Source organism: Streptomyces sp. NPDC094032 (assembly GCF_040303965.1).
Classification (GTDB): Bacteria; Actinomycetota; Actinomycetes; order Streptomycetales; family Streptomycetaceae; genus Streptomyces.
The window spans coordinates 100,538-116,281 of record NZ_JBEOUE010000011.1 but is presented as its reverse complement, the minus strand read 5'-3'; the positions used below and the strand labels follow the sequence as shown (position 1 = coordinate 116,281).

Annotated in this window: 10 protein-coding genes and 1 pseudogene; 1 reads left to right on the top strand and 10 read right to left on the bottom strand. The window is 74.7% G+C overall.

Annotated elements, in window-relative coordinates:
• Positions 1 to 469: 469 nt before the first annotated feature.
• The 8 genes and pseudogenes from ABTZ54_RS17775 to ABTZ54_RS17740 all read right to left on the bottom strand — a co-directional run.
• On the bottom strand, positions 470 to 628 hold the full coding sequence (locus ABTZ54_RS17775) for a DUF6760 family protein (protein ID WP_351663955.1): 159 nt from the start codon (positions 626 to 628) through the stop codon (positions 470 to 472).
• Positions 625 to 1,113, bottom strand: a complete 489-nt coding sequence (locus ABTZ54_RS17770) for a hypothetical protein (RefSeq protein WP_351663953.1) — start codon at positions 1,111 to 1,113, stop codon at positions 625 to 627. Before ABTZ54_RS17770 ends, ABTZ54_RS17775 begins: the two co-directional genes overlap by 4 nt.
• Entirely contained in the window at positions 1,110 to 1,550 is a 441-nt protein-coding gene (locus ABTZ54_RS17765) for a phage tail protein (protein WP_351663951.1), read from the bottom strand. The genes ABTZ54_RS17770 and ABTZ54_RS17765 overlap by 4 nt, the downstream gene beginning before the upstream one ends.
• A gap of 26 nt (positions 1,551 to 1,576) precedes the next feature.
• Positions 1,577 to 3,133, bottom strand: coding sequence for a phage tail sheath family protein (locus ABTZ54_RS17760; RefSeq protein WP_351663949.1), 1,557 nt, complete (start codon positions 3,131 to 3,133; stop codon positions 1,577 to 1,579).
• A gap of 150 nt (positions 3,134 to 3,283) precedes the next feature.
• Entirely contained in the window at positions 3,284 to 5,365 is a 2,082-nt protein-coding gene (locus ABTZ54_RS17755) for an AAA family ATPase (RefSeq protein ID WP_351664265.1), read from the bottom strand.
• A 35-nt stretch (positions 5,366 to 5,400) separates the two neighbouring features.
• Positions 5,401 to 6,105: a Pvc16 family protein gene (locus tag ABTZ54_RS17750; RefSeq protein ID WP_351663947.1), complete on the bottom strand. Its 705-nt coding sequence runs from the start codon at positions 6,103 to 6,105 to the stop codon at positions 5,401 to 5,403.
• Entirely contained in the window at positions 6,102 to 9,299 is a 3,198-nt protein-coding gene (locus tag ABTZ54_RS17745; protein WP_351663945.1) for a hypothetical protein, read from the bottom strand. Before ABTZ54_RS17745 ends, ABTZ54_RS17750 begins: the two co-directional genes overlap by 4 nt.
• Before the next feature lie 172 nt (positions 9,300 to 9,471).
• Positions 9,472 to 10,092: pseudogene (locus ABTZ54_RS17740) on the bottom strand (helix-turn-helix transcriptional regulator); the annotation flags it as partial.
• A 429-nt stretch (positions 10,093 to 10,521) separates the two neighbouring features.
• On the opposite strand from ABTZ54_RS17740, the gene ABTZ54_RS17735 reads away from it, so the two are divergent.
• Complete coding sequence (locus ABTZ54_RS17735; RefSeq protein WP_351663943.1) at positions 10,522 to 11,847, top strand: COG1470 family protein; 1,326 nt, start codon at positions 10,522 to 10,524, stop codon at positions 11,845 to 11,847.
• Between the two features lie 242 nt (positions 11,848 to 12,089).
• On the opposite strand, the gene ABTZ54_RS17730 is transcribed toward ABTZ54_RS17735, so the two are convergent.
• Together ABTZ54_RS17730 and ABTZ54_RS17725 are read right to left on the bottom strand one after the other, a co-directional pair.
• Entirely contained in the window at positions 12,090 to 13,754 is a 1,665-nt protein-coding gene (locus ABTZ54_RS17730; RefSeq protein ID WP_351663941.1) for a hypothetical protein, read from the bottom strand.
• Positions 13,755 to 13,859: 105 nt separating this feature from the next.
• Positions 13,860 to 15,725, bottom strand: coding sequence for an eCIS core domain-containing protein (locus ABTZ54_RS17725; protein WP_502997261.1), 1,866 nt, complete (start codon positions 15,723 to 15,725; stop codon positions 13,860 to 13,862).
• Positions 15,726 to 15,744: the final 19 nt, after the last annotated feature.

Below are 15,744 nucleotides of genomic sequence, written 5' to 3'. Positions count from 1 at the left end.
GGGGCCGGACCGTGGGGCTCCCTCCGGGCGTCGCCGTGGTCCGCTGTACGGGGCCGGCTGCCGTGGCCCTCGGGGTCCGCTCGGCGTTCGGTTCCGGGGTCCGCTCGGCGTCCTGCCCCTGCGAGGCGAGGGTGCGTAGGAGTAGGGGGCCGCCGCCGCTCCGGGTGGGGGCGTCGGCCGGGGGGCGGGCTACCCCGCGTACGACGCCGGACGGGGCGGTCGGGGTCAGGGCGTGGGCCAGGCCGGTGTCGAACGACGGGTCCTGCCATGCCGTCAGGCCGTCGCGGAAGACGAGGCCGTCGCTGACGCCCAGGGGCGCGCGTGACACGGTCAGGCGCGGAGCCGTCGTCGCGCGCCAGCCACCGTCCCACCCGGGGGGTACGCCGATGTCCCCGGAGGCGGCGGCAGCCGGGGGCTCGGGCTCTCGCCGGGCGGCGCGGCGGCGTAGCCTGTCCCGCCATGTCATGGATCAACCGCCTTCGTTCACGCGGGTGTTGATACGGGCGATCTCGGTGACCCAGTCCTGGCGCTCGCCGTGGGTCAGGTCGAGGATGGTGTCGCGCTGCCAGTGGAAGTGGTAGGCGATGTACGCGATCTCCTCCCGCAGCCGGGGGAGGGCGTACGTCACGATTCCCCCAGGCGCCCACCGGAGAGGTCGACCTCGAAGCCGCCGTCGCAGTGCGGGCAGGTGACCGCCGCGCGGGTGTGGCCCTCGCTGTTGACGCGCCGGTAGAAGTCCTGGAGGAACGCGACGTCCGTCGCGTACATCCGCTCCACGACCCCCGCGTGCACGTCGCCGACCGTGCCCAGCCGGGTGATCACCTGGCTGAGCAGGACCACGCTCAGGTACGCGGGGTTCTCCTTGACCCGCAGGTCGATCTGGGGCCGCAGCTCGTCCCGCGCCGTCGCCAGACGCATCGCGCCGTGCCGGTGCACGGTGCCGTCCTCGTCCACGTATCCGCGCGGCAGCTCGAACTCGAACTCGGTGTGCTGTCCGGGGTTCCCGCGTGGTGCCCGCGCGGCGGCGGGACCCGGCTGGTCCTGGGGCGTGGCGGGCGCCGTGGCCTGGAGGATCTCCTCCAGGTTGCCCGCCGTGACCGTACGGCGCCTCATTCGACGATGATCTCCTCGAACACGATGGTCACGGTCTCGGTGGCGCCGGAGGACTCGCCCGCCTTCAGCGAGGGGCCCTCCCACTTGGACGCCCACCCCTGCATCAGCTGGATCCGCCGGACGGTCGCGCCCGTGCTGTCCTTGATCTCGATGGTGAGGTTCTGCCGAGCGGTGTCGACGGCCCCGTTGTTCAGGGTCTCCTTGATCCACTTGGTGAACTCGCTGCTCTTGTCGAGTCCCCGGGTGATCGTGATCTCGCCCGCCTGCCGGGCGCCGGGCTGCTTGCGGATGATCTGCTTGCCCGTCGCGCTGACCTGGCGGACCTCGACGACCTCCTCCTCGACGCTCAGGCCGCTGATCTCCTGGATCGACTCGACCAGGTAGCCGCCCAACTGGACGCCGAAGACATGGGTGGAAAGAGCATCGCCCTCTGCCATGACTGCCTACACACCTTTCACTCGTCTCACTCGTCGATGAGGCTGGTGCTGTCCGAGAACTGGGCCAGCCGGAACACCACGAACTCGGCGGGCTTCACGGGCGCCACGCCGATCTCGCAGACCACACGGCCCTGGTCGATCGACTCCTGCGGGTTGTTCTCGGCGTCGCACTTGACGTAGAACGCCTCCGCCGCCGTCCGGCCGAACAGGGCACCACGGCGCCATTCCTCGGTGAGGAACGCCGTCACATTGCGCCGGATACTGGACCAGAGCCGGTCGTCGTTGGGCTCGAAGACCACCCATTGGGTGCCCAACAGGATGGACTCCTCCAGGTAGTTGAAGAGGCGGCGCACGTTCAGGTAGCGCCAGGCCGGGTCGGAGGAGAGGGTCCGGGCGCCCCAGATCCGGATGCCCCGGCCGGGGAACGCGCGCACGCAGTTCACGCCGATCGGATTCAGCAGGTCCTGCTCGCCCTTGCTGAGCCTCAGCTCCAGGTCCACGACACCGCGGATCACCTCGTTGGCGGGGGCCTTGTGCACCCCGCGCTCGGCGTCGCTGCGGGCCCACACACCGGCGACGTGACCGCTCGGCGGGACGGTCGCGTTGCGCCCGGCCGCCGGGTCGAAGACCCGCACCCAGGGGTAGTACAGCGTGGCGAACCGCGAGTCGTAGCCCGCCTCGTCGTTGCGCCAGCGGCGCACCTGCTGCGCGGAGAGCCCGGGCGGCGAGTCCAGGACGGCCACCCGGTCGCCCATCTGCTCGCAGTGCGAGATCACCGCGAGCTGGACGGTGCGTACGCCCTCGTCGTCGATGTCGCCGCGCTCGTACGCGCTCATCAGGTCCGGCACCGCGACCATGGTGATCTCGTCGATCGTCTCCAGGCCGGCGAAGCCGGTCCGCGCGTCCGCGTCGCCGACGTACTCCGCCGGGTCGAGCCGGCCCGCGGCGCCCCGCGCGGGCGCGGCGGGCGCGGCGGGGGCGTCCGGCAGGGCGAGGGTCTGCGCGGCGGGCCGGGTCTGCGCGGTGTCGCGCTGCTCGACGACCTCGATCAGCCGCGAGCCGCGCGTCTGCGTGACGAAGTAGCCCTTGACGCTCTTGCGGATGGACACGTCGTACGACTCGGCGACCTGGTCGCCCTGGCGGACAAGCACCCTGAACCGGTCCTCCGGAGGGTTCTCGCCCTCGACGTCGGCGACCTCCACCGACACACCCGTCACGCCGGGCCGGGCCGCGACCAGGAAGCCGCCGAGCTCGACCGGCCGGGCCGCCGGGAGCTCCGCGGGCCCGCCGGAGCCGGGTGCCGCGGCGCCGCCCTGGGCGGAGCGCCCGACCCGCACGATGTACGCGGCGCCGCCGCCGTTGGCGAAGTACCCGTAGACCGCGTGGGGCAGATAGGCGCCCTCCATGAAGCCGCCGAACTGCTGGGTGTACTGGTCCCAGCTGGTGACCAGGACCGGCTCGTGGAAGGGCCCGTTCTGCGCGAACCCCAGGAACGCGGCGACGGCGGTGCCGACACCCTCGATCGGGCGAGCACCGGACTGCACCTCCTCCACGTACACACCCGGGGTGAGGTACGTCGGCATGCTCGCTCCTTCGTTCGGCTTCTCGGCCACGGGTGGCGCCGCGCGGTGATCAGGGCCAGCCCAGCCTTTCCGGCGGGCGCCGACGGCGGCAGGGGCACACGGACCTGTACGGGGGCACGCGCGCTGCCCTCCCCGGGCGCCCCGGCCGGCTCACCCGTGCGTGACCTGCGACAGGTACGGTCCGAACTCGCCCTCCAGGACCAGACGGCCCAGCTTCCGGTACTCCTGGGCGACGGCCGTCACCAGCTGGACCATGGTCAGCGGGCCGCCCTCGGCCGCCGCCGCGTAGGCGGCGGTCACCGCGCAGGCCCGGATGGAGCCGCCGGCCAGTTCGAAGCGGTCCGCGCAGAAGCCGAGGACGAGGTCGTCCGCGCGGGGCAGGCGGTCGCCCAGGCACCGTTCCCACAGGGCAAGCCGCTGGGTGGCGTCGGGCACCGGGAAGTCGGCGATCACGTCCAGGCGGCGGGTGAACGCCTCGTCCAGGTTGGCGCGGAGATTGGTCGTCAGGACGGCGATGCCGTCGAAGGACTCCATGCGCTGGAGCAGATACGCCGACTCGATGTTGGCGTGCCGGTCGTGGGCGTCCTTCACCTCGGCGCGCTTCCCGAAGATGGCGTCGGCCTCGTCGAACAGCAGGACGGCGTTGACGGCCGCCGCCTCCGTGAAGATCCGCTCCAGGTTCTTCTCGGTCTCGCCGACGTACTTGTCGACGACCGTGGACAGGTCCACCACGTACAGGTCCATACCGAGGTCGGCCGCCACGACCTCGGCGGACATCGTCTTCCCGGTGCCGGACGGACCCGCGAACAGCGCGATCACCCCGCGTCCGCGCCCGCCGCCGGGGCGCATCCCCCACCGGCCGAGCACCTGGTCGCGATGGCGGGCCCGCACCGCGAGCTCCCGCAACTGCCGGTGCGTGGCGGGCGGCAGCACCAGGTCGTCCCAGCCCACCGCGGGCTCCACCCGGCGGGCCAGCCGGGCGAGCCCCGCGCCGTTCTGGGCCCGTACGGCGGCCCGCAGATCGGCGGGCGACACCGGCCGGCCGTCGAGCGCGGCGGTGCGGACGGCGGCACCGGCGGCGCGGCGCAGCTGCCCGGCGTCGAGGCGGTGCGCGGCGACGGACCGGGCGAGCGATCCGGCGTCGGCGTCGCCCGGCCCCGTCTCGTACCGTTCCGCCGCCCGCCCCAACGCGTCCCGCCAGCGGGCCGCCTGGCGCTCGGGTGAGGGCGCCGCCACGGGCAGGGTGACGGGCGTGTCGGTGGCCCAGGCGGGTTCCCAGCCGCTCGTGCCGTACGTGAACAGGGGGATCCCGGCGAGCTCCGCGCAGAGCGCGCGCAGGACGCGGGCCCGTTCGCCGGGCTTGTCCGGCAGCTCCTCCAGCGGCCCCAGGACGACCCCGGCGTCCGCGAGCCGTGCCTCGCGGGCGACGGTCCGGGCGAGCGAGGTCACGGTGCCGCCGTGGTGGCCGAGCGCCGCCGCGTCCAGGGCCAGGACGCCGAGCCCGCGGGCGTCCAGCGCGGCGGCGGCGAGGCCCGCCGGGTCGCCCCCGTGGGAGCGCAGGTGGACGTGGCCGTGGCCGGACGCGGCGGCGGCCCGGTCCCGTTCGGCGGGATCGGCGGCCGGGTCCCCGGCGGCCCGGCCGAGGACGTCGGCGAGCAGCGGGTCCGGCGCGGTGTCGCCGAGCAGGTGCGCGGTGACCCGGTCGGGCACGGCCAGGACGCGGGACAGCGGCGGCCGTTCGGGCTCGGTGACCTCGACGAGCCCGCCGGCGACGAGCGGCGCGGCGGGCGAGAGCCGGAACCGGGCGGCCGCGACCCCGGCGCGGCCGCACAGTTCGAGCGCGAGCCCGACGGTGGGCCGACGGCGCGTCAGGTCGTCGTTGAGGTACCCGTACAGCTGCTCGAAGCGCGCGTCGAGGTCCGGGGCGAGGGCCACCAGAAGCAGGTCCAGGTCCAGCGGGGCGAGCCCGAAGCGGGCGGCCAGTACGGCGAGCGGCGACCCGGGCGGCGGGGCGCCCGGCCCGAGCGCCGGAAGCACGGGGCCGTACGCCGGGTCCAGGACACGGGCGACCGCCTCGGGCGTCAGGAACTGCCCCCGATAGGGGTCGTCCGGATCCGGATCGCCCCCGGCCCGGACCGCGACGGCCTGCCGCACCCGCTCCTCGACCAGCCGCAGACGGCTCCAGAGGTACGGGGGAGGGGCGGGCGGGTCCGAGTCCCGCCCCGACTCCAGATCCCGCCCCCACCCCCCACTGATCGCACTGCGCGTCACGGCTGGCGCTCTCCTCGGCGGCGGCGGGCGGGGGCGGGGCGGCGTTCTCGGGGGCCGCCGAAGCCCTCGTCCGGCGGCGGGGTGTCCACCTCCGAGTAGCGCAGGCGGCGGGTGTCCTCGGCGTCCGGCGTCGAGCGCGGTGCCGAGCGCATGACGAGGCCCTCGGTGACCGGTGGTGCCGTGCCCCGGCTGAGGCCCGCCAGCGGGGCCCGTACCCGTACACCGATCGAGGGCTTCAGCTCGCCGCCGAGCGCCGACCACACGTCGGAGGCCGAAGGGGCGTCGGGGCCGGGGGCTCCCGCGTCCAGCGGTACGAGCAGGCCGAGTTCGGCGAGCGTCCCGCCGAGCAGGCGGGCGGGCAGGTCGTCGCGGGCCGTGAGGCAGACGAGCACCTGGGAGAGCAGCCGGTGCTCGTCCTCGGGGCGGCCCGCCCACGCGGAGACCAGGTACGTCAGCTCGAACCACCGGGGCGGGCTCCGGCGCGCCACGACGAAGCCCTCCTCGTCGTACACCTCGCCCGCGCCGCTGCCCCGCCGGGCGTGGTCCTCGCGGATGTCGTACAGGAACACGCAGACGGTGGGCGTGCTGCGGCGCGCGGCCCAGTCGCGGGTCGGCGCGTCGAAGACCACCTCGACGCCCGCCGCCTCCAGGCCGGACTCCGCGAGCAGGCGGCGCAGCGCCTCGTCGACCTCGTGGATCATCGGCGGGCCACCACGTCCGGCGGCTGCACCGTCCCGGCGACCACGAGGAAGTCGGTGCGCACCGGCGAGAAGCCGGGACCGCTCGCCGTGATGACCCGGGGCCCGGTCTGGTCCTTGGCGAGGATCAGGAGCTGCCCGATGAACGAGCCGTCCGGTCCTGGCACGGTCGGCGCCGCCGCGGCGGTGATGCCCGGCCGCCAGGTGAACCGTACGGGTACCCCGGGCGGGAAGTCCTTGCCGCGCACCGAGGTGACGAAGCCGGGCTTGCCGATCGGCGGGACGGCGACGATGCGCGGCTGGAGCACGCGCAGGCGCTGCCGGGCGGTGTTGTCGCGGAGGTCGGCGTCCGTGCCGGTGGTGGTGAGCACGCCGGTGACACGGGCCGTGAGCGCCCGGTCAGGGCTGAGGACGACCTGGAGGACGGCGCGGGCACCTGGTGCCAGGTCCGGCAGCGCGCAGGTCCAGCCGCTGTCGCAGCCGGGCGGCGGCCCGTTGTGGGGGACACCGGCGGGCAGCCCGACGCGCAGCCTGAGGCCGGTCGCGAGCGCCTCCCGCCCGTTGCGGACCGTGTACGTGACGACGACGCGCCCGCCCACGTAACCGGGGTTCGGCTGGACGGTGATCCGTACGCCCGGCCCGGCCCGGGGCGCGGGCGGCTCGGGCGGCGGAGGCGGTGTGGACGTCGGGGGAACGGTCGGGGTCGGCGGGGTCGTGGCGGGTGTCGACGGCGACGGTGTGGGTGTCGAAGGCGACGGCGTGGGCGTCGGCGGCACCGGCTCGCGCACCGGCACGACCGTGCGGCCCGCGTTGTCGCTCGGGCGCGGGTCGAGGACCGCGCCGGTCACCGACCAGTCCACCGGCTGGTCCCCCGGCACGGAGCCGGTGAAGGTGACGTCCACCGGGACCGTGACACCGGGCGGGACGACGCCCAGGGCGCAGGTCAGGGCCGCCGGGTCGCAGGAGGCCCCGGGCGCGGTGAGCGCGGTGACGGTCAGCCCCAAGGGGGGCGCGAGGGTCAGCCGGGTGCCGGGCGAGGACGCCGGACCCCGGTTGACGACCTCTACCCGGATGATCCCCGGCACGCCGACGGTCAACGGCGGGACCGTGCCGGGCGCCTGCACGGCGAGGTCCACGGACTGCTGCACGGCGGGCTCCTTCTGACGGCCCGGCAGCCCCGCGGTGAGCGGAGTGAGGGCGCCGGTCGCCACGTCGACCAGGCTCAGCTTCTCCGGGCTGTTCGCGGCGAGCGCGGCCCGGGAACTGATCACCAGGCTCCGGCCGTCCGCCGTCCAGGCGGCGTCGCGCGGCTGGAAGGGCCCGGTGTACGAGGTGTCGGGCAGCTCCCGGTGGCAGGCGCCCGGCACGTCGCGCGCGGCGGCCGGCAGCAGCACGCGGCAGCCCGCTTCGAACGCGTCGCCGTTCAGGGGAGCGAGCAGCAGGCCGTTGCGCTGGTCGATGAGACCACCGCCGTTCTTCCGGTTGAAGGCCACGAGGGTGCCGTCCGGCGAGAAGGCGGGGCTGTCGTCGATGACCGCGCAGCCGGGCGGGCACATCGCGGCGCTCAGGTCGCTCTGCCGGTCGAGCCGGTCCACGGGCACGGTCCAGACGTGCTTGTTGCCGCCGTTGCCGTTGATGACCTGGTTCCGTGTGAACGCCAGGGTCGTGCCGTCGGACGACCAGGTCGGCTGGGCGTCGCCGCCCCGCGCCTGGCCCTCCGGCGGGACGATCTCCCCGCGCAGGGCTCCGGTCGTGGCGTCGGCGATCAGGATGCGCCCGGGGCCCGAGGCGTCGCCGACCCCGCCGGGGGAGGTCCGGGTGAAGGCGAGGAGCCTGCCGTCGGGGGAGAACGTCGGGTCGGTGTCCCAGTCCCGGGGCCCGCGCCCGGCCAGCGGCAGCGCCCGGGGGTTCATGCCGTCGGCGTCCGTGAGCCAGATCCGTTGGACGCGCGCGTCGCGCGTGCCCTCGAAGAGGGTGACCGCGATCCCGCGCCCGTCGGGGGTGTACGTCTGCCGCTCGGTCCACGGATCGAAGCCCGGCGCGGGCCGGAACAGCGGGTCCCGCGCGGGATCGGTGTTCGTGTCGGCGGCCGGGTCCTCGTCCAGGATGATCCGGCCGAGGTCGCGGGGGTCGGCGCCGTCCGACCGCACGTCCTGGAGCGTCACCTCGTGCGGGCCGGCCGCCGAGACCCGCTCGACGACGGCGGCACCGGAGTCGGACGGGCCGAGCCAGGTGGGCGAGGAGACCTCGCGGTCCTCGCTGAGCACCACCTCGGGCGTGTCCGCCGTACGGACCGTCACCCGGAAGACATGGTCCCAGTCGCCCTCGCAGTTGCAGGTGCGGTCGGGGCTGAGGAAGAGCACCCGGTCCCCGTCGGGCATCCAGGATGCCCCGTGGGTCCGCCACTGCGCCGGAGTCCCGTCGAACAGCGCACCGCCCGAGCGCCCGTCCGTCCACCGCAGCCGAGGACCGCCGGCACCCGTGGCGGTGTAGGCGATCGTGTCCCGGTGCGTGGCGTCGTCCACCGGGTTCCACACCGGCTCCCCGGCGGTCCCCTGGGAGGGGTCGCTCACCAGGGTGGCGGTGCCGCCGTCCAGCGGACGTACGTAGACCTGCCGCCCGACGGCCGGATCGGCGTCGCTGGCGTACGCGAGCCGCCCGCCGTCCGGCGAGACGGTCGGGTGCTCCTCGTTCGCGGGGGTGTCGGTCAGCCGGGTGAGCCCGGTGCCGTCGATGCCCACCCGCCACAGGTCGCGCGGCCCGCCGCCGGGCGGCGGCGAGTCGAAGACCACGGCCCGGCCGTCCGGCGTCGGCCGGGGGTTCGCCGCGTCGAGACCGCTGGTCAGCCGGGTCACCGAGCCGTCCGCGGAGCGCAGATAGACCTGCGGCGCCTTCTCGTCGCGGCGGCTCGCGAACACCATCAGGTCGCCCAGCGCCGCCGGCTGGACGTCCAGGTGGGCCGGGCCCTCGCCGAACAGCGGGGGGCTGGTGGTCCCGGACGCCACCCGGCCCATGCTGCGGTGCCGCGTCCCCGCGTACGCGATCCGGACGTCACCGGCGTCGGCCGCCCGGGGACCCGCCTCGGCCTTGTCGGGGGCGGAGGCCGCGGTCACCGCGAGCAGGGGGACCAGCAGCAGCATGGGCGCGCCGACCCTCCCCCAGCGGTGCCGTCGGCCGCCGGAGCCGCCCGTGCTCATCACGGTCCACCTCACAGTCCGGTGCAGCACTGTCCGTACGTCCCGGCCACCCTGCCGACCGCACGGCGCCGCCCGGCAGGGCCCCGGGGCCGCACCCGGGGGAAGCCGCCGGTGCGCTTTGGGGCAGCCGGGGCGGCCGGACCGTACGGACCCGGCTGCACCGGACGGCGGGTCAGATCAGGCCGTTGCGCAGGGCGTAGCCGACCGCGTGGGTGCGATTGCGCAGCTCCAGGCGGGTGATGACCTCGTGCAGCACGTTCTTGACGGTCCGTTCCGAGTACGAGGTGGTCCGCGCGATCTCGGCGGTGTCCAGGCCCTCCGACACCAGGCGCAGCATGTCCGCCTCGCGCGGGGTCAGAGTGGACAGGGACGAGGCGTTCGGGTCGAGCGCGGAACGCTGGAGGCTGCCGACGTGGCTCAGCAGCCGGGCCAGCAGGTCGCCGGGGAGCACGCCCTCGCCGTTCGCCATCGCCAGGACCAGCCGCAGCAGCCGGTCCTGGTCGGCCTCGGCGCGCCGCAGCACCGCGGTCACCCCGCACTCGATGGCCCGCTGGAGCGCGTCGCCCGACTCGAAGGTGCCGACCACGAGCCCGGTCCGGGTACGGGAGTTGTGCCGCAGCCGCCTGAGCAGCGCGGCGGTCTCGTCGTCCACGCTGTCCACGGTCACGAGCGAGACGCGCGCCTCGGCGGCGCGGGCGCCGTCGAGCAGCTCGATCTCCGGGCGCTGCCGGAGCTGGTGCACGACCCCGACGTGCAGCACCGGGTCCGAGGCGTACACGGCCACGGAGATCCGCCGGTCCGCGACGCCGGACGGCGACCGCGGGGCGACGGGGGCCTGGGGGGATCCTTCGGGCCCGGGGACGTCATGGGGGCGGGCGGAGTCGGGGGTACGGGGGGAGTCGGGGGTACGGGGAGAGCTATGGGGACGGGGAGAGGCATGGGTGCCGGGGCTCTCCCGCTCCCGGGAGGCCTCCCTGGTCCGGGGGGAGTCCTGGGCGGGCACCGTGACGGGGCCGGTGCCGGACGGGGTGACGGGTCCGCTGTGCTGAGCTCGGCTCATGAGTCGCTACCTGTTCGGTTTCGGTGAGACGTGCGCGGAGGGAGTACGGACGGGGGACGGAGGGCGGCGCCGGCGGGAAGCCCCTTCAGGCACCCCGGCTGCCCGGCGCGTTGCCCTCGTATACGTGGAGGCCCCGGGGGCCGTCGGCCTAGCGTCGCCGGGGTGACGTCCTCAGCTGCCTCTTCCAGCGCTGGCACGCCCGGTCTCGACATCCCGAGGGTGTCGGTCGTACCCGGCGGCACGGCGACCACCACCCTCACCGTCCGCAACGACGGCGACATCGTCGAGGCGTACCGCCTGGAGGTCGTCGGCGACTGCGCCGCCTGGACGACGGTGGAACCCGAGCGCGTGTCCCTCTACCCGGGCACGGCGGAGACCGTGACGATCCGTCTCGATCCGCCCCGCTCGTCGAGCGTGCGGGCCGGAGACGTACCGCTCGCCGTCCGCGTGCTGCCCACCGAGCACCCCGAGGCCGTACGGGTGCCGGAGACCGTCGTGCACGTCGAGGAGTTCCGGGAGCTGCGCACCGCGCTCACCCCGCGCCGCCGCCGCGGCTGGCTCCGCGGCCGCTACCGGCTCGCCGTCCGCAACGAGGGCAACGCGCCCGTGCGGGTGGCCTTCACGGCCGGACAGCAGGGCGAGGAGCTGAAGTTCGACTTCCGGCCCACGGCCCAGGACCTGGAGCCGGGCGAGTCGGCGGAGGCCGGGCTGCGGGTCGGGGCGGGCCGGCCGGTGTGGTTCGGCACGCCCACGACCTGGCCGTTCACCGTGGCCGCGACCGAGGGCAGGGACGGCGCGGAGACGCCCGACGCGGACCGGGCCGTACGGCCGCCGCTGGACGCCGAGTTCGTCCAGATCCCGATCTTCCCGCGCTGGCTGCTCGCGGTCCTCGCGGCGCTGCTCGCGCTGCTGATCGCCTGGTTCGCCCTGGTGCGGCCCGCCGTCCGCAGCACCGCCAAGGAGGCCGCCGACGAGGTCGTCCAGAAGCGGCCCGCGCCCACCGCGGTCCCGAGCGTGCGGCCCCCGGGCACCGGAAACGGCCAGCAACCGGGCGGATCGGGCGCCACGACGGCACCGGGGACGGGCGGCGACGGCGGGACCGGGACCGGGCCCGGAACGGGGACGTCCGGAGGGCAGCAGGGCTCCGCCACCATCGACCTGGAGACCGCCGGGGGCCAGACCAGGGCCGGCACCTACACCGTGCCCGCCGGCAAGGCGTTCGGGATCACGGACATCGTCGTGGCCAACTTCCAGGGCGACGAAGGCGTGCTGACCATCGACTTCGGCGATCGCAAGATCACGACGATCGCGCTGGAGACGTTCCGCAACCAGGACTACCACTGGGTCACCCCCATCAGGATCACCGAGAGTCAGACCGTGACCATCCAGGTGACCTGCGCGAAGCCGGGCACCCCGGCCACCGGCCGTCGAGCGCAGAAGTGCCACGAGGTCCTGAACGTGAGCGGTGTGCTCAGCGACCTGAGGTGAACCGGGCGGCGCGGCCCATCTTCGGGCATCTCCGCGTCCGCGCAACGTGACCCCCGCCGGCGCTGTCCGGAAAGCGCCACCGGCGTCCGGGGGCCCGCCGCCCGATTTGCCGCCGTACGTGCGCGGCGCATCACCGCGCAAATCGGCGGACTTCGGTCCGCCGTGGCGCGTTCGGGCCGGTGCGAAGGAAGACCGGTATGGAGCGCTCTCAAAAGCGCTCTCAGAAGTGCTCCCGGCACGGGTCAGGTCACCGGGACGGTCACCGGGACGGTCACCGGCTGCCCCGAGGCCGTCACCGCCCTGGCCGCGCCGAGGTCGACCGTCCCCGGCAGCATCGCCTGCGGCCGCAGCAGGTCCTTGAGCAGGTACCGCATCAGCTCCTCGCCGGTCATCGCCTTGAGCCGCTCCGCGAGCCGCGGTGCGGACACGTCGAGCCGCTGGATCTCCACGAGCGCCCGTTCCACGAGCCCCGGCACGATGTCCGCGCCCATCAGGGTGTTGGACCGCAGGCGCTCGGGGTGGATCCGCTCCCGCTCCCCGGAGCCGTACGTCATGGTGCTGTACGGGTCGGCCGCCGCCTGGGTCATCGCGAGGGAGATCTGCCCCCGGCGCTCCAGATCCGGTTCCGCCGTCATCTCGGCCATCATCCTCATCGGGTCCATCCGGTCCGCGGCGTCCCTCGCTCCCACGTCGAACTTCCGCACGGGCAGGGTGAACTCGGGCGAGAAGGTCTCCTCGCGTGTGCCCAGCTTGCTCTGGGGCCGCGACGGGTCCTCCGGGCGGGCGCGCAGCGTGGGGAGATCACGCTGGGCGAAGTCGCTGAGCATGAGCCAGCCCTGGGTCATCAGCGGCGACGCGAGCAGCGGGATCTCGATCCGCGCGGGCTCCCCGCCGCCGAACCGGGTCTCGCGGAACGGGCTGTCAGGGACCTCCAGGAAGAAGAACACGAACCCCTCGTTGGCCAGCACGTGCTTGTCGTACGCCTCCGAGTTGTTCGGCGCCGTCGGGTCCGTCCTGAGCAGGTCGGTCTTGGACCGTATCCGCCCGGCGCCGAGCATCTGCACGGCCCGCTCCCGGGACGTGTAGTGGCACAGCACGCCCTGCCGCAACGCCGTCGTCAGCCGGGTCCGCACGGCCCCGATCCAGCTCTGGTCCGCCCCCTGCGCGAGCTCCTCGGCCATGCCCGCCCGGTTGAGCTCCGACAGCTCGCGGAAGTAGCCGGCGCCCCGCATGTGGAAGGCGGCCGCGCTGTCGGCCCACTCCTCGCGCTGCCACAGCATGCCGCCGTCGGTCATCGCCCGGAACGGCTCCCTGGCCGCCTCGGGCAGGGCGTCGTCCCGGACGATCTGCCCCCGTACCAGGGCGAGTTCGTCCTCGACGGTCCTGCGGGCGGCGGAGAGGAAGGGCTTGAGCGGGCCGCTCGCGTCCTGCTCCGCCGGGGCGATCTCGAACTGGATCCGGGTCAGCGCCATGAGGCAGTGCATGGGGTCGCGGTGGGGGTCGGCGTCGTAGTCGGCGATGGACTCCCGTATCCGGGTCACGAGCGGGTTCGCGGGCTCCGGCCGGGTACGTGTCAGAGCCGTGAACCGGCCCAGCAGGCCCTCGGGGCGCGGATCGGCCGGCAGCGAGGGGCCCAGCTTCTTCGGGCCCTTGCGCTGGATCACGGCGTGCGCGGCGGGCGCCGGCGCGGAGGCGGGCGGCGCCGCGGCGGGCCCGGTCCCGCGCGCCGCGTCACGGCCCGGGGCGAGCATCCGGGCCACCGCCGCGTTGCCGACGGACCGTTGGAGCTCCGGCAGCCTGCCCGCCGCCGGTGCGGCGGAGCCACGACGCTTCGCCGCGCCCCGCGCGGAACGGTCCGGCGAGGTGTCGGCCGCGTCCTTGCGCTGGGGCCGGGCGGGGATCGGCATGGGCGGGCTGCCTCTCGGGAGACGCGGGCGACTCCCCCCTGCCTACGCCGGCCACGGGACCGGCGCCCATGCCCCTTCGGGCACACCAGGGGGCAGCCGCGCCCGTCACGGGCTGTCGGGACCGGGTCCCGTCCGGCGCCGGCTGGTGTCGCCGGACTGCCCACGGGTGTGCCGGTACGCCTCCTCCGCCCAGTCCGCGAGGTTGTGCAGCTCGGTCCGCAGCTGGTCCCAGGTCTTCATCTGGCTGCCCATCGTGCGGATCTCGAAGGGGACCATCATGGTGCCCTCCTCCTCGTGCGGGGCGATCTGGTTCATGCCGCCGAAGACGCGCTGCTGGTACACGGCCGGGGTCCCCTTGATCGCCGACCTGGCGAACTGGACGAGGGAGACCGGGCCGCCGTCGACGTCCCGGGTGGCCTTCTCCCGGAATTCCAGCTTGCGCCCCTCCCCGGAGTCCTCCTGATACCCGGCGAGCACGTCGAGGACGTCCTCGCTCCGCTTGGTCAGGAAGGTCTTGAACCCGGCTTCGAGGAGCCGGTGCACGTCCGACAGCCTGGACCGGGACAGCACGGCCGTCAGGTTCTTGATCTGGCCCCGGTCCTCGTCCTCCGCGAGATAGTCCGCCACCGCCGCGACCTGCGTGTAGAACAACTGGCAGTAGCCGTCGAGGGTGTCCGTGTCCAGCTGCTTGCGCTTCTTCGTGGCCGAGCCCTCCTCCTCGTACATCTCCACGATCTTTCCGGCGAACGCCTTCGCCTGCGTGAACCGGAACCGGGCACGGCGGTTCGGCGCGCCCGGCACGTCGGGCGCGGCGGTCCTCAGCCGGTCGAAGAACAGCGGCATGCCCTTCAGCGGCACGCCCACGGAGTAGTGCACGAACAGGCCGTCGCCCAGGCCCGGCTGCCCGGAGTGCTCCGCGTAGTCGAGCTCCGGGGCGACCCGGGCCTCCGCGCCCTCGGCCAGGATCTCCAGGTCCAGCGGCAGGTCCGCGAGGGGCGTCTTGTCGGCCGCGCCGTAGAACGCGTCGCGCACCGCCCGGATCTCGTCGAGCAGCCGGTCGAGCCGCTCGGGCCCGGCCTCGTTCATCGAGCCGACCACCCGGACCGCGCCGGTCACGAACTCCACGTTCGAGTACCCGGTCCCGTCCCGCAGACCGCGCTTGTCGGAGACGACCTTGAAGTCCTCCTTGGTGCTCTTGGCCAGGTCGGTGTCGCCCTCGAACATCCGCCCCTGGGCGTCCTCCACGGGGAGGCTGACCTCGGTCTCGAAGCCCAGCATGCGCTGCACGGGCGCGTCCGGCCGGGCGGCCCGTCGCGCGACCGCGGTGCCGGGCGCGGGCGTGGGTACGGACGCGGATTCGGAGGCGGGCCGGGGCCGCCCCGCCATCACCCGGTCGGCGTTCGCCTCGGCCGCCCGCTCGAAGGCGTCGGACGGGTCGGAGAGCGACAGACCGGCACCGTTGTCCGTGCCGGGGACCGGCCCTCCGCGCTGCTGGACGACATGCGTCAGCTCGTGCGCGAGCGTGTGCTTGTCGGCGCCACCGGCCCCGATGACCACATCCCGTCCCGAGGTGTAGGCGCGGGCCCCGATCTCGGCCGCGGAGCGCTGGGCCGTCGCTCCCGTGTGGACCCGTACGTCGGAGAAGTCCGCGCCGAGCCGCGCCTCCATCTCCGCGCGCAGCGGCTCCCCGAGGGGCCGGCCGGGCCGCCGGAGCACATCGTGCACGAGGGAGGGGCGCGCGGGGGCCTCCTGTTGCCCGTCGAGGTCCGGCTCCCGGTCCTGTGCGCGCCGCACCGCGCGTGCCACGGCCGCGTTCCCGATGCTCCCCTGCAACTCCGCCGCGTTCCTCGGGGAGACGGCCCCCTGCGGCGGCCCGGCAGGGCGCGGCACCCGGGCCGCCGTGCCCGTACGGGCGTCACGGGCCGCCCTGTCGTCGGACGGACCACCCCGGCCCTTGGCTTTCGCGCGCACGAGTCGCCCTCCGATCGAC

Coding starts and splice junctions, on each gene's coding strand:
- ABTZ54_RS17770 (WP_351663953.1), bottom strand. CDS start 1,113: ATGAGGCGCCGTACGGTCACGGCGGGCAACCTGGAGGAGATCCTCCAG.
- ABTZ54_RS17765 (WP_351663951.1), bottom strand. CDS start 1,550: ATGGCAGAGGGCGATGCTCTTTCCACCCATGTCTTCGGCGTCCAGTTG.
- ABTZ54_RS17760 (WP_351663949.1), bottom strand. CDS start 3,133: ATGCCGACGTACCTCACCCCGGGTGTGTACGTGGAGGAGGTGCAGTCC.
- ABTZ54_RS17750 (WP_351663947.1), bottom strand. CDS start 6,105: ATGATCCACGAGGTCGACGAGGCGCTGCGCCGCCTGCTCGCGGAGTCC.
- ABTZ54_RS17745 (WP_351663945.1), bottom strand. CDS start 9,299: ATGAGCACGGGCGGCTCCGGCGGCCGACGGCACCGCTGGGGGAGGGTC.
- ABTZ54_RS17730 (WP_351663941.1), bottom strand. CDS start 13,754: ATGCCGATCCCCGCCCGGCCCCAGCGCAAGGACGCGGCCGACACCTCG.